This is a genomic window from Hydrogenophaga sp. 70-12, assembly GCF_001897365.1.
GTDB lineage: Bacteria > Pseudomonadota > Gammaproteobacteria > Burkholderiales > Burkholderiaceae_C > Hydrogenophaga > Hydrogenophaga borbori.
Genome location: NZ_MKSS01000344.1, coordinates 1 through 14016, shown reverse-complemented (window position 1 = coordinate 14016; position 14016 = coordinate 1). Strand labels below are relative to the sequence as shown.

The following is a 14016-nucleotide window of genomic DNA, read 5'->3' as shown; positions in this document are numbered from 1 at the left end:
GCGATTCTGGGCTGGGGGCGCCGGCGCGGGGCTGACCTGGATCAAGCCGCGGCCTGCACCAGCAGGCGCGTGTAGGGGTGGGCGGGCGCGGCCAGCACCTGCAGTGCGGGGCTGCGCTCGACGATGGCGCCGTCCTTCATGACGATGACCTCGTGCGCCATGGCGCGGATCACGTCCACGTCGTGCGTGATCAGCAGGAAGCTCAGGCCCCGGTCGCGCTGCAGACGCTGCAGCAGGGCCAGCACCTGCTTCTGCACGGTCACGTCGAGCGCGCTGGTGGGCTCGTCGAGCACCAGCAGCTGCGGCTCCACGATGAGCGCGCGCGCGATGGCCAGGCGCTGGCGCTGGCCGCCAGAGAACTCGTGCGGGTAACGCTGCAGCCAATCGGCGCCGCGCTGCGGGTCGTCGACCAGGCCCACCTCGGCGAGCAGCGCGCTCACGCGCTCGCGGCGCGCGGCGGCCGACAGGTCCGGCCGGTGCACCGCCAGCCCCTCGCCCACGATCTGCTCGATGGTGAGTCGCGGCGAGAGCGAGGAGAACGGGTCCTGGAACACCACCTGCACGCGCTGGCGCAATTCGCGCAGGCGCTTGTTGCGCCGGGCCTCGGCCCAGTCGCTGCCGGCCACATCCAGCCGGCCCTCGAAAGGCAGCAGGCCCAGCGCGGCCAGGGCCAGGGTGCTCTTGCCCGAGCCCGATTCGCCAATCACCCCAAGGGTGCCACCCGCGGGCACGGCCAGGTCGGCGCCCTGCACCGCCGTGAACGCCCCCTTGCGGAACCAGCCTTTGAAGCCCGGCAGGGGCACGGGGTAGCTCACGCGCAGGCCCTCGGCGCGCATCACCGGCGCGGCGCCGGCCGGGGGCTCGACCACGGCGCGCTCGGGCTGGCTGGCCAGCAGCTTGCGGGTGTAGGCGTGCTGCGGGCGCTGAAACACCTCGGTCACGCCGCCCTGCTCCACCAGATGGCCCTTCTCCATCACCGCCACGCGGTCGGCGAAGCGGCGCACCAGGTGCAGGTCGTGCGTGATGAGCAGCACCGCCATGCCGTGCTGGCGCTGCAGATCCGACAGCAGCGCCAGGATCTGGCCGCGCAGGCTCACGTCCAGCGCGGTGGTGGGTTCGTCGGCGATCAGCAGCCTGGGCCGGCTGGCCAGTGCCATGGCGATCATGGCGCGCTGGCGCTGGCCACCGCTGAGCTGGTGCGGAAAGGCGTCGACCCGGCGCTCGGGCTCGGGAATGCCGGTGGACGCCAGCAGCTCCACCGCCCCGGCCCGCGCCTGGCGCGGCGTCAGGCCGCGCTTGAGCTGCAGCACCTCGCCGATCTGGTTGCCCACGCTGTAGAGCGGGTTGAGCGCGGTCATGGGCTCCTGGAAGATGACCGCCACCTCGTCGCCGCGCACCCCGCGCAGCTCGCGCTCGCCCAGAGCGAGCAGGTCGCGCCCACCCAGCAGGGCCCGGCCCGAGACCTCGGCGTTGACCACCAGCCTGAGCAGCGACAACGCCGACACCGTCTTGCCCGAACCCGACTCGCCCACCAGCGCGAGCTTCTCGCCCTCGGCGATGGCAAAGCCAATGCCGTGCACCACCGGCTGGCCGCCGAAGGCGATGCGCAGGTCCTGCACGTCCAGCAGCGCCGGTCGTTCGCTCATCGGTCGGCCTTTCGAGGATCGAGCGCATCGCGCAACGCGTCGCCCATGAAGGTGAGCAGCAGCAGGGTCAGCACCAGCACGCCGAAGGTGGACAGCGAGATCCACCAGGCGTCGATGTTGTTCTTGCCCTGGCTCAGCAGCTCGCCCAGCGAGGGCGTGCCGGGCGGCACGCCCAGGCCCAGGAAGTCCAACGAGGTGAGCGCCAGGATGGCCGCGCTCATGCGAAATGGCAGGAAGGTCACCACCGGCGTCAGGCTGTTGGGCAGGATGTGGCGCCACATGATCTGCACGTTGCTCAGGCCCATGGCCCGCGCGGCGCGCACGTAGTCGAGCTGGCGGTTGCGCAGGAACTCGGCGCGCACGTAGTCGGACAGGCCCATCCAGCCGAACAGGCTCAGCAGGACCAGCAGCAGGCCCACGCTGGGCGCGAACACGGCCGAGAAGATGATGAGCAGGTACAGCTCGGGCATGGCGCCCCAGATTTCGATGAAACGCTGGAAGGCCAGGTCCGTCTTGCCGCCGAAGAAGCCCTGGATGGCGCCGGTGAGCACGCCCAGCAGCACGCCGATGGCCGTGAGCGCCAGCGCGAACAGCACGCTCACGCGGAAACCGTAGATGAGCTGGGCCAGCAGGTCGCGCCCGCGGTCGTCGGTGCCCAGCCAGTTGGCGGCGCTGGGTCCCGAGGGATTGGGCTGTTCCGCGAAGTAGTTGATGGTCTGCGAGCCGTAGGGGTTGGGCGCGTAGAGGGCCCAGTTGCCGTCCCGGGTGATCTGCTCGCGGATGAACGGGTCGAGGTAGTCGGTGGCGGTCTGGAAGTCGCCGCCGAACACGGTCTCTGGCAGGTCCTGCACGATGGGGAAATATGTCTTGCCCTCGTAGCGCACGACCAGCGGCCGGTCGTTGGACAGCACCTCGGCGAACAGGCTGGCCACCACCAGCGCGCAGAACACCAGCAGGCTCCAGTAGCCCAGGCGGTTGCGCCGGAAACGCTGCCAGGCGCGCCGGCCGGGACCGATAGAAGCCCGCGGCAGCGAGCGATGCGGCGCAACCGGCTGGGCCGGGCCGCTCGCATCGCCCCCCGAAGGGGGGGAAACGTCCGCGCCGCGCGCGGGCGTTGCGGGGGGCTTAGTCATATTTCACGCGCGGGTCCACCCACACGTAGCAGAGGTCGGAGATCAGCTTGGTGACCAGGCCGATCAGGGTGAACAGGAACAGCGTGCCCAGAACCACCGGGTAGTCGCGGCGGATCACGCTCTCGTAGCTCAGCAGGCCCAGGCCGTCGAGCGAGAACAGGGTCTCGATGAGCAGCGCGCCGGTGAAGAAGGCCCCGATGAAAGCGGCCGGGAAACCCGTGACGATGGGGATCAGCGCATTGCGGAACACGTGCTTCCACAGCACCTGGCGCTCGCCCAGGCCCTTGGCTCTGGCGGTCATCACGTACTGCTTGCGGATCTCTTCCAGGAAGGCGTTCTTGGTCAGCATGGCGATGACGGCGAAGCTGCCCAGCACCATGGCCGTGACCGGCAGGGTGATGTGCCACAGGTAGTCCACGATGCGCGCGCCCCAACTCAGTTCGTCCCAGTTGGCCGAGGTGAGGCCGCGCAGCGGGAACCATTGCAGCTGTCCGCCGAAGACGACCAGCAGCGCCACGCCCAGCACGAAACCCGGGATGGCGTAGCCCACGAGCACGATCAGCGTGCTGACCAGGTCGAAGCGCGTGCCGGCGCGCACCGCCTTGGCCACGCCCAGCGGCACGGCCACGCCGTAGCTGATGAGGAAGGTCCACAGCCCCAGGCTGATGGACACCGGCAGCTTCTCGGCGATGAGCTGGGACACCGGCTTGTTCTGGAAGAAGCTGGTGCCCAGGTCGAAACGCGCGAAGCGGCCGATCATCTCAACGAAGCGCTGGTGCGCGGGCTTGTCGAAGCCATAGAGCGCCTTGATCTGCTCGATGCGCTGCGGGTCCACGCCCTGCCCGCCGCGGTACAGCGCCCCGCCTTCAGCGCCGGTGCCGCCCGCGGCGCGGGCCTCGGCCAGGTACTGCTCCACCGGGCCGCCGGGCACGAACTGGATCACCACGAAGGTGATCAGCAGCACGCCGAACAGCGTGGGCAGCATGAGCAGCAGGCGTTTGAGGATGTAGACCCACATAGGACGTCAGAAGAAGCCCAGGCGGGAAACACCGCGGCGCCGGCTTTGCCAGGCCGCAGCGGTTGCCCTCTCGAGGGGGTGACGCGCGAAGCGCGGCGCGGGGGTGTTCATTGTTTGGCCCACCAGGTGTCGATGGCCCAGGCCTCGCCGGTGGCGTACGGGGGCATTTCGGGTGGGCGCTGAAGGCGCCAGGCGTTGTAGGCCAGGCGGTGCGTGGACGCCGACCACTGCGGAATCAGGATGTGGCTGTGGGCGATCGCGCGGTCCAGCGCGCGGCAGGCGGCGAGGAAATCGGGCTTGGTCTTGGCGCCCACCATGCGGCCGATGAGCCGGTCCACCACCGGGTTGGCGATGCCCGCGTAGTTGCCCGTGTCGGGCGTTTTCGCGGCCTCGCTGCCGAACAGGTCGGCGTACTCGGCGCCGGGGTTGGTCGTGCCCTGGAAGGCGATCGAAATGATGTCGAAGTCGAAGGTGCGCAGGCGCTGCTGGTAGAGCGCGAAGTCGACGGGCCGGAAGCGCAGCGTGATGCCGAGCTTTTGCAGGTTGCGGATCCAGGGCGAGACCACGCGCGCGCCGGTCTCGTTGCTGTCGAGGTACTCCAGCACCAAGGGCTCGCCCTGGGCGTTCTTGAGCACGCCGTCCTGTACCGTCCAGCCCGCCTCGCGCAACAGCGCCTGGGCCTTTCGCAGGTTGTCGCGCAGCGACTGCCCGCCGTCGGTGCGCGGCGGCGCATACATGGGCCCGAACACGGCCGGCGGCAGCTGCGCGCGGCCGGGCTCGAGCAGCGCCAGCTCCTCGGGCGAGGGCGGGCCGTCGGCCGCGCACTCGGTGTTGCCGAACAGGCCCCGCACGCGCTGGTAGGCGCCATAGAACATCTGCCGGTTCATCCACTCGTAGTCCACCGCCAGGTCCAGGGCCTCGCGCACGCGGATGTCGTCCAGCGGCTTGCGCCGGGTATTGAGCACGTAGCTCTGGAAGCCCGTGGGCAGCTTGTGGGGCAGCTCGATCTTGACCAGCTCGCCGCTGTCGAACTTGCGGCCATTGACGCGGCGCGCCCAGTCGCCGGCTGAGAAGAAGCGCATCAGGTCGAACTCGCCCGCCTTGAGCGCCTCCAGCCGCGCCGTGTTGTCCTTGTAGATCTTCACCGAGATGCGGTCGAAGTTGGCCGTGCCGCGGCGCACCGGCAGGTCGCGTGCCCAGTAGCCCGGGTCGCGCACATAGGTGATGTCGCGTCCGAACTTCACCGGCCCGATGGTGTATGGGCCGCTGCCGATGGGCGGGTCCATCACGACCTTGTCGAAGGTCTTGCGCTGGCCGGTGGCGGGGTCGGTCTCATTGCCCCACTGCCGGCTGAAGATGGGTATGGCGCCGACGGTGAGCGGCAGTTCGCGGTTGGGCCGCTTGAAGCGGAAGCGCACGGTGCGCTCGCCGAGCACGTCCAGGCCCGCCACGTCCGCCAGGATGGTCTTGTAGGCCGGCGAGGTGTAAGGGCCCAACAGGGTGTCGAAACTGAACTTCACGTCGGCGGCCAGCACCGGGTCGCCGTTGTGGAACTTGGCCGTGTCGCGCAGCCGAAACACCACGGACAGGCCATCGGGCGCGGCCTGCACGTCATCGGCCAGCAGACCGTAGCCGGACCCGGTCTCGTCCAGCGCCCCGGTCAGCAGCGAATCGAACATCAGGCCGCTGAGGTAGGCCGGGGCGGTACCGCGCAGGGTGAACGGGTTGTACTTGTCGAAATTGCTGACGCGCAGGTTGCTCACCAGGCGCAGTTCGCCGCCCTTGGGCGCCTGCGGATTGACGTAATCGAAGTGGGTGAATCCCTCGGGGTACTTCAGTTCGCCCCAGATCGCATACCCGTGCGCGGCCCACAGCGCCGGCGCCGCCAGGCCCAGGGTCCACGCCACGCCCCAGCGGCACAGCCGGCGCAGCAAGGAAAGGGGCGTGACGTGCATGCGACAATTCTGCGTGATTTTTTCCTGGAGTCCGATCAATGGGTTTTCTCGCTGGCAAGAAGCTGCTCATCACTGGGGTGCTGTCCAACCGTTCCATCGCCTACGGCATCGCCAAGGCCTGCCACGAACAAGGCGCTGAACTGGCCTTCAGTTACGTGGGTGAGCGCTTCAAGGACCGCATCACCGAGTTCGCCGCCGATTTCGGCTCCACGCTGGTCTTCGACTGCGACGTGGGCGACGACGCCCAGATCGAGAAGCTGTTCAGCGACCTGTCTCAGACCTGGCCCACCTTCGATGGTTTCGTGCACGCCATCGGTTTCGCGCCGCGCGAGGCCATCGCGGGCGACTTCCTGGAGGGTTTGTCGCGCGAGGCCTTCAAGATCGCGCACGACATCAGCGCCTACAGCTTCCCGGCCATGGCCAAGGCCGCCCTGCCCTACCTCAACGATCGCGCCGCCCTGCTCACGCTGAGCTACCTGGGCGCCGAGCGCTGCGTGCCCAACTACAACACCATGGGCCTGGCCAAGGCCAGCCTGGAGGCCTCGGTGCGCTACCTGGCCGAATCCCTGGGGCCCAAGGGCATGCGCGTCAACGGCGTGAGCGCCGGCCCCATCAAGACCCTGGCCGCCAGCGGCATCAAGGGCTTCGGCAAGCTCATGAACCTGGTGTCCACCGTGTCGCCACTGCGCCGCAACGTCACCATCGAGGACGTAGGCAATGCCTCGGCCTTCCTGTTGTCCGACCTGTCCTCGGGCATCACGGGCGAAATCATCTACGTCGACGGCGGCTTCAGCCACGTGGTGGGCGACTCGGCCAACGCCGAAGCCTGACCCCCGGGCCTCAGCCACAAAAAAGGCCCTGCAGCGCAGGGCCTTTTTGCTGGATGCGCGCGGGCCGCTCAGGCCTTCACGCAGTCCGCGAAATAGGCCTTGCGGCCGTCCTCGCCCACGGTCTCCACCAGGCCGTGGATGTCGGTCTCGAAACCCGGGCACTCGCGCGCGAACTCGCGGTTGAACTTGAGGTAGTCAACGATCTTGCGGTTGAACACCTCGCCCGGGATCAGCAGCGGGATGCCCGGCGGGTACGGCGTCACCAAGCTGGTGGTGATGCGGCCCTCCAGCTCGTCGATGGGCACACGCTCGGTGGTGCGCTGGGCGATGTGGGCGAAGGCCTCGCTGGGCTTCATGGCCGGCGTGAGGTCGCTCAGGTACATCTCGGTGGTCAGGCGCGCGATGTCGTACTTGGCGTAGAGCGCGTGCACGTGCTGGCACAGGTCGCGCAGGCCCATCTGCTCGTAGCGCGGCTGCTTGGCGCAGAACTCCGGCATGATGCGCCACATCGGCTGGTTCTTCTCGTAGTCGTCCTTGAATTGCTGCAGCGCCGTGAGCAGCGTGTTCCAGCGGCCCTTGGTGATGCCGATGGTGAACATGATGAAGAAGCTGTAGAGGCCGGTCTTCTCCACCACCACGCCGTGCTCGGCCAGGAACTTGGTGACGATGGACGCGGGGATGCCGGTCTCGCCGAAGCTGCCGTCCATGTTGAGGCCGGGCGTGACGATGGTGGCCTTGATCGGGTCCAGCATGTTGAAGCCCGGCGCCATGTCGCCGAAGCCGTGCCAGTCGCGCTCGGTGTGGTGCTCGGCGGCGTCGTCGCGGCGGCGGTTGAGCACCCAGTCCTTGGCCTCGCCCACGCCCTCGTCGGCCAGGCGGTCCGGGCCCCAGACCTTGAACCACCAGTCGTCGGCGCCGAAGTCGTCCTCGACCTTGCGCATGGCGCGGCGGAAGTCCAGCGCCTCCAGCAGGCTTTCCTCGACCAGCGCGCGGCCACCGGGCGGCTCCATCATGGCCGCGGCCACGTCGCAACTCGCGATGATCGCATACTGCGGGCTGGTGCTGGTGTGCATCAGGTAGGACTCATTGAACAGGTGCCGGTCGAGCTTGACGTTCTGCGAGTCCTGCACCAGCACATGGCTGGCCTGGCTGATGCCGGCCAGCAGCTTGTGGATGGACTGGGTGGCGTACACCACCGACTCCATGGGCCGCGCGCGCTTCTTGCCCATGGCGTGGTAGTTGCCATAGAAGGGATGGAAGGCCGCGTGCGGCAGCCAGGCTTCGTCGAAGTGCAGGTTGCCGACGTAGCCGTCCAGCATCTGCTTGATGGCCTCGGTGTTGTAGAGCACGCCGTCGTAGGTGCTCTGCGTGAGGGTGAGGATGCGCGGCTTGACGGCGGCGGCGTCCACGCCCTTGAGCAGCGGGTTGGCGCGGATCTTGGCCTGGATGGCCTCGATCTCGAACTCGCTCTGCGGGATCGGGCCGATGATGCCGTAGTGGTTGCGCGTGGGCTTGAGGAAGACGGGGACGGCGCCCGTCATGATGATGCTGTGGAGGATGGACTTGTGGCAGTTGCGGTCCACCACCACCACGTCGCCCGGGGCCACCGTGTGGTGCCAGACCATCTTGTTGCTGGTGCTGGTGCCGTTGGTGACGAAGAAGCAGTGGTCGGCGTTGAAGATGCGCGCCGCGTTGCGCTCGCTGGCGCCGATGGCGCCGTTGTGGTCGAGCAGCTGGCCCAGCTCTTCGACCGCGTTGCACACGTCCGAGCGCAGCATGTTCTCGCCGAAGAACTGGTGGAACATCTGGCCCACGGGACTCTTGAGGAAGGCCACGCCACCCGAATGGCCCGGGCAGTGCCAGGAATAGGAGCCGTCCTCGGCGTAGTCCAGCAGGGCCTTGAAGAACGGCGGCTGAATACCTTCGAGGTAGCTCTTGGCCTCGCGGATGATGTGGCGCGCCACGAACTCGGGCGTGTCCTCGAACATGTGGATGAAGCCGTGGAGCTCGCGCAGCACGTCGTTGGGCAGGTGCCGGCTGGTCTTGGTCTCGCCGTAGATATAGATCGGCACGTCGGCGTTCTTGCGGCGCACCTCTTCGATGAAGTTGCGCAGGTTCAGCACCGCGGGGTCGAGGTCCGGCCCCTGGCTGAACTCCTCGTCGTCGATGGACAGAATGAAGGCGCTGGCGCGGCTTTGCTGCTGCGCGAACTGCGACAGGTCGCCATAGCTCGTGACGCCCACGACCTCCATGCCCTCGCTTTCGATGGCCTGCGCGAGCGCGCGAATGCCCAGGCCCGAGGTGTTCTCGGAGCGGAAATCCTCGTCGATGATGACGATGGGGAAACGGAACTTCATGCGGCTCTCCTGGCGAAGCGCGCAAGTGTACGGAAAACGCATGTCCGTCCGGCCTTGTCGGGCCTGGATTGGCGCAGAATGCGAAGCGGTCCCGACGGGGGACCGCTACATGGAGGACAAGGCACATGGCCGATTCGACCTGGTGGTGGCTGCTGGCGGGCGTGCTCGTGGGCGCCGAGCTGCTCACCGGCACGTTCTACTTGCTCATGCTGGCGCTGGGCGCCGCGGCCGGCGCCATCGCCGCGCACCTGGGGCTGCCCCTGACGGGACAGCTGGTGGTGGCCGCCCTGGTGGGCGCGGCCGCGGTGGCGGGATGGCACTGGCACTCGCGCCGCCGGCCCGGCGATCCTTCGGTGCGCAGCCTGCGCAGCGTCAACCTCGACATCGGCGAGGTCATTCACGTCGAGCAGTGGAACAACGACGGCACGGCCACGGTCAAATACCGCGGCGCCGCCTGGACCGTGATCCAGCGACCCGGCAACGCGCCCACACCCGGCGCCTACCGCGTCACCGAACTCGTGGGCAACCGCCTGCTCGTCGAGAAGGCCTGAGTCCAGGCCGCCCTGCAACCGCTCCATAGAAAGAACAAGACCCGACCATGGAAATCGCCATCCTGCTCATCGTCGTCGCCGCGATCTTCGTCACGCGCGCCGTCAAGATCGTGCCGCAGCAGACCGCCTGGGTGATCGAACGCCTGGGCAAGTACCACGCCTCGCTCGCGCCCGGCCTGAACATCATCGTGCCCTTCATCGACAAGGTGGCCTACAAGCACAGCCTGAAGGAAATCCCGTTGGACGTGCCCAGCCAGGTCTGCATCACGCGCGACAACACCCAGCTCCAGGTGGACGGCATCCTCTACTTCCAGGTGACCGATCCCATGCGCGCGAGCTACGGCTCGTCCAACTACATCGTCGCGGTCACGCAGCTGGCGCAGACCTCGCTGCGCTCGGTCATCGGCAAGCTCGAACTCGACAAGACCTTCGAGGAGCGCGACATGATCAACGCGCAGGTGGTCTCGGCCATCGACGAGGCCGCGCTCAACTGGGGCGTGAAGGTGCTGCGCTACGAGATCAAGGACCTGACGCCGCCGGCCGAAATCCTGCGCGCCATGCAGGCCCAGATCACGGCCGAGCGCGAGAAGCGCGCCCTGATCGCTGCCTCCGAAGGCCGCCGCCAGGAGCAGATCAACATCGCCACCGGCGAGCGCGAGGCCTTCATCGCGCGCTCCGAGGGCGAGAAACAGGCCGAGATCAACAAGGCCCAGGGCGAGGCGGCCGCCATCCTCGCCGTGGCCGAGGCCACGGCCGGCGCGATCCGGCAGGTGGCCGAGGCCATCCGCCAGCCCGGCGGCCAGGAGGCCGTGCAGCTGAAGGTGGCCGAGAAGGCCGTCGAGGCCTACGCCAGCGTGGCGGCCGACGCCACCACCACGCTCATCGTGCCGAGCAACATGACCGAGGTCTCGGCCCTGATCGGCTCGGCCATGAAGATGGTGCAGACGGGCAAGCCCACAGGGGCCTGACATGGACGACCTCGCGCACAACGTGCTGGGCGGCGAGCTGCAAGCCTGCTCGTTCGACCCGCTGACCGGCTTCTACCGCGACGGCTGCTGCCACACCGGCGCCGACGACGAAGGCACGCACGTGGTCTGTGCGCGCGTCACGCGCGAGTTCCTCGACTTCTCCAGCCAGCGTGGCAACGACCTCGCCACGCCCCGGCCCGAGCAGCGCTTCGCGGGCCTCAAGGCTGGCGACCGCTGGTGCCTGTGCGTGAGCCGCTGGCTGGAGGCGCTGCAGGCCGGCGTGGCCCCGCCCGTGGTGCTCGAGGCCACGCACCAGAACGCCTTGCAGCACGTCTCGCTGGAGGTGCTGCAACGCCACGCCTGGCGCAAGGCCGAGGACGGCAGCCACACCGGCTGAGCCCGCGCGCGAGTGAGCTACAATCCCGCGCTTCGCGGAGAGGTGGATGAGCGGTTTAAGTCGCACGCCTGGAAAGCGTGTGTGGGTTAATCCCCACCGCGGGTTCGAATCCCGCCCTCTCCGCCAACCCCCTAGCATTTATGCGGCTTCCAGCGGGGTTCAAACCAAAATGCACCATCCCAGGTGCCATCCCGCATAAGACCTAGCGAGACAGTCTAGAGCCGGCAAGTTGTGGTGGCGCGCCAACGCCAATGTGGCTCCATGGCATTCAGCACTCCCTTTGAAAGCGGCGCACCGCTCGCCAAAACCTACACCGGCGCCTTCTTCGGCTGGGCATCCCAAGTTCATCTTGAGATAGCGTCACTTCTAGGCCACCAAGATGCGGCTTGGCTGAATGACGTGGCAGGTCAGGTCGTGCAGTTGCTCCAGTCCAGCCCTTCCGCCAGCGACGAGGAGTGGCAAGGTCTACTTCTGCAGAACAACCCGTCTCGGTCGGAAGGAACGCCATTCCCTTATCTCGTCAACAGGCCAAGCCAGCTTGGCCTGTTTGCAGCGAGAGAGCCGCAGTGGAACTGGGACCATCACAGTACGAAGACAGCTCGGTGGGAGCGCTATGCAGTGTTCGCTGCACTCTCAATGCGAGAGTGCCTCGCATACTTGGACAAGATCGATGACTTCCCCATTCAGGCACTGGCCTACAACGATGCAGGCGGATACGCGATAGAGGCGACGCGAGCGCTACAGATTGCACATTCACTGAGGGCGTCAATGCTTGAAGGCTCAAGGCGCGGCACGGCAGCAGCGCGGGCGAGACACGACGCGATTGCGCACAAGAGAGCAACCGCGATCGATATGGCCAACTCTCAGCCGTTCGCAACCAAGCGGGCTGCGATCGACTACATAGAGCAGAACCTTGTTCAAGACCCGGTTAAGAACACCTTCTTCAGCCGTCGAGCAATCGAAGAATGGTTGAAGGCTGCGAACTGGAAGCCGGCAAACAAGCGCAAAGCCGGATAGACACACATCTGCCATGCAAATGGCCCCAGTCGCGCCGCATATGGATGCACCTGCGGAGCAGGTTCGTTTCCGCCCGCGATGACTGCAAAGAGACTCCGCTCCACCTCAACTCATGGAGTCTCAATGATGCAGAAACGACTGAAGCAAGCCATCTTGGCGGGCACCCCCGCCGCAGCCCAAACTGACAAGCCACTCACCCCGATTGAGAAGCTTCAGGCGCTGCAAGTCGAAATGCCTCAGGCTGGGTATATCCGGCAGGCCGGCTTACTGGAGGTGCTCCCAATCTCCCCCGCTACGCTGTGGCGCTGGGTGAACAAGGATGCCTTCCCGAAGCCGGTCAAACTCAGTTCACGGGTCACGGCATGGCGCTTCGACGAGGTTCGATGCTGGTTGCAGGCAAACGGTTAATCCCTGAAGCAGATCCGGCAGCATCTGGGCAGTGCGCAGACACTGCTGGAGGCGATGACGGGGAAGACGTTGCGACTGTAGGCGCAGCCGGTGTGGGTGCGACGGTAAAGACCTGGAAAAGTACTCCCACTGCTGTTGCGAGCGCGCCGATGGCAGCAGCGACTGCCGCGCAAGCTGTCCAGTGGGCAGACGAAGCTGCGGCTTGTGCTGCACGTCGAGAGCTGTCGAGCATCGCGTGGAAGTCGTCGCGCGCTGTAGCGTGCTCCTGCTCCGCAATCCATTGCATTGCTGCGGTGTTGGCTTCGCCGAAAAATTTCTCGTTTGCCAGTAGCGCCTTGATTTCAGGCAATTGCTTGCCTTCGACAAAAGCAGCGAACTCCTCGCGGGTGCGAGCCGCTGCGCCCATGGAGCGAGCGATCCTATTGATGAGAGGGTCGGATCTGTCAGTCATGGGCGATATTGGCTATGCGGGCAATTTTTTCTTCATCGTAGCGAGGTTTGAAGCTACGCATGACCACGCAAAGGATCGACCGGATCAACCTGCAGCAGGCCCACCTGCTGCTGCGCGGCACGGTGGGGCGCTGCGGGAGGTCATCTACCTCCGCTACATTCCGGACTCAATCAACCCACCGGGAGCGTCCATGAAGTACGGAGTCGATTTTCAGTATCTGCCCAAGGGGGCGTCGCGCCCCATCGACGATGGGGTCATCGTCGGCATTGAGGGCGAAGACGACGCTCCGCCGCCGATCCCGAATGTCGGGGACTACGTGAACATCATGTCGGCCAACGGCGACTACGCGAATTTCCAGGGCCGTGTCAGATCTCGCCTGTTCAACTACTGGGTGGGAGCCGATGGCCAGAAGGGATGTGGCGTCAACATCGTTGTCGAAGCAACCGATGACGATTGGAGCTTGCTCATCAAGGAATAGGCGCTCAATCACCCGGCGCCGCCTTCTGCCTCGGCCCAAGCCGCGGGGTCACTAACTATCCCGGCACTACCAACACGCGGCCGGCTGAGGTAGCACGCGCATCATGCGCGGACTTGTGGGCCGATCAGGCGCCGGTGGCGCCCTGGGATTGGCGGGGGAAAACGCCAACCCTCGGCTACCTCCTGGACTGGTAAAATATTGTGACAAACAAGGAGGAAGGCATGTCCGACCAAGCATCTCAGCCTGCAACATCCGCCCCGCCGGTAGCCGCTGCCAATCGGCTCGCATTGACGATGAACAACACGGATGTGACCATCGCCTTCGGTCAAACGCGGCAGGCGTACGATCAGGAGGGGAAGCAAATCGCAACGGCAACCGAGTACTCATCAGCCGTCAGCTTGAGCCCACCCGCAGCAAAGCAATTGCTCATCATTTTGGCGAATGCTGTGAAGCAGTACGAAGAGCGTTGGGGCTCAATCGGCCTCGATCCCTCATTCGTTGAGCGCGTTGAGACGAAGATGAGGGCAACTGAGGTGGCGCCTAAGAAGCAAGCCACGAAACGCCGAGCTGCAACCCAGAAGTCCAAGTAATGGCTGCAAGGCCTAGGCACAAGGCGGTTTTCACCGTCGAGACGCCATTTCCCACCGTACCGAGCGCGACGCTGTGGGAAAACACATGGAATGAGAAAATTCAACCCTTCCACCCTGAGGTGGTTGGACGACTGGCTAGCATCCAGGCGACCCTATCCAATCCGACCATGGTAACGACCGCCACGCACCCAGAGTACGTGATGTTCGTGAGCCGCAC

14 protein-coding genes and 1 tRNA gene are annotated in these 14016 nt (G+C 66.3%); 10 read left to right on the top strand and 5 right to left on the bottom strand.

Annotation, left to right across the window (positions count from 1 at the left end; genetic code table 11):
• Positions 1 to 41 precede the first annotated feature (41 nt).
• The 4 genes from BGO22_RS17760 to BGO22_RS17745 form a co-directional block, all read right to left on the bottom strand.
• Positions 42 to 1646 (bottom strand): ABC transporter ATP-binding protein, encoded by a 1605-nt coding sequence (locus tag BGO22_RS17760; protein ID WP_070398626.1) that lies wholly within the window; start codon positions 1644 to 1646, stop codon positions 42 to 44.
• The gene (locus BGO22_RS17755; protein WP_502686478.1) at positions 1643 to 2779 is read right to left on the bottom strand and encodes an ABC transporter permease; all 1137 of its coding nucleotides are present in this window, start codon (positions 2777 to 2779) and stop codon (positions 1643 to 1645) included. The genes BGO22_RS17760 and BGO22_RS17755 overlap by 4 nt, the downstream gene beginning before the upstream one ends.
• Entirely contained in the window at positions 2772 to 3797 is a 1026-nt protein-coding gene (locus BGO22_RS17750; protein WP_070398627.1) for a microcin C ABC transporter permease YejB, read from the bottom strand. Before BGO22_RS17750 ends, BGO22_RS17755 begins: the two co-directional genes overlap by 8 nt.
• Positions 3798 to 3904: 107 nt before the next feature.
• Positions 3905 to 5752: an extracellular solute-binding protein gene (locus BGO22_RS17745; protein WP_070398628.1), complete on the bottom strand. Its 1848-nt coding sequence runs from the start codon at positions 5750 to 5752 to the stop codon at positions 3905 to 3907.
• Positions 5753 to 5790: 38 nt separating this feature from the next.
• Between BGO22_RS17745 and fabI the strand changes: the two genes are divergently transcribed.
• Positions 5791 to 6582, top strand: coding sequence for an enoyl-ACP reductase FabI (gene fabI, locus BGO22_RS17740; RefSeq protein ID WP_070398629.1), 792 nt, complete (start codon positions 5791 to 5793; stop codon positions 6580 to 6582).
• 68 nt (positions 6583 to 6650) lie between these two features.
• Here fabI and BGO22_RS17735 read toward each other — a convergent pair whose 3' ends face one another.
• Positions 6651 to 8939, bottom strand: coding sequence for an arginine/lysine/ornithine decarboxylase (locus tag BGO22_RS17735; RefSeq protein ID WP_070398630.1), 2289 nt, complete (start codon positions 8937 to 8939; stop codon positions 6651 to 6653).
• Positions 8940 to 9064: 125 nt separating this feature from the next.
• On the opposite strand from BGO22_RS17735, the gene BGO22_RS17730 reads away from it, so the two are divergent.
• The 9 genes from BGO22_RS17730 to BGO22_RS17690 all read left to right on the top strand — a co-directional run.
• Positions 9065 to 9490 (top strand): NfeD family protein, encoded by a 426-nt coding sequence (locus tag BGO22_RS17730; RefSeq protein WP_070398631.1) that lies wholly within the window; start codon positions 9065 to 9067, stop codon positions 9488 to 9490.
• A gap of 47 nt (positions 9491 to 9537) precedes the next feature.
• Positions 9538 to 10458, top strand: coding sequence for an SPFH domain-containing protein (locus BGO22_RS17725; protein WP_070398632.1), 921 nt, complete (start codon positions 9538 to 9540; stop codon positions 10456 to 10458).
• Between the two features lies 1 nt (position 10459).
• A complete protein-coding gene (locus BGO22_RS17720; RefSeq protein WP_070398633.1) occupies positions 10460 to 10855 on the top strand; it encodes a DUF2237 family protein in 396 nt (131 codons plus the stop codon).
• Positions 10856 to 10891: 36 nt separating this feature from the next.
• Positions 10892 to 10981, top strand: a tRNA-Ser gene (locus tag BGO22_RS17715).
• Positions 10982 to 11116: 135 nt separating this feature from the next.
• Positions 11117 to 11872, top strand: coding sequence for a hypothetical protein (locus tag BGO22_RS17710; RefSeq protein WP_286852021.1), 756 nt, complete (start codon positions 11117 to 11119; stop codon positions 11870 to 11872).
• Positions 11873 to 11995: 123 nt separating this feature from the next.
• Positions 11996 to 12280, top strand: coding sequence for a helix-turn-helix transcriptional regulator (locus tag BGO22_RS17705; protein ID WP_286852020.1), 285 nt, complete (start codon positions 11996 to 11998; stop codon positions 12278 to 12280).
• 404 nt (positions 12281 to 12684) lie between these two features.
• Positions 12685 to 13209 (top strand): hypothetical protein, encoded by a 525-nt coding sequence (locus BGO22_RS17700; RefSeq protein WP_286852018.1) that lies wholly within the window; start codon positions 12685 to 12687, stop codon positions 13207 to 13209.
• 221 nt (positions 13210 to 13430) lie between these two features.
• Entirely contained in the window at positions 13431 to 13799 is a 369-nt protein-coding gene (locus BGO22_RS17695) for a DUF3467 domain-containing protein (RefSeq protein WP_286852017.1), read from the top strand.
• Positions 13799 to 14016: hypothetical protein (locus BGO22_RS17690; RefSeq protein WP_286852015.1), on the top strand; the 218-nt coding region annotated here is incomplete at its 3' end. The genes BGO22_RS17695 and BGO22_RS17690, both read left to right, overlap by 1 nt.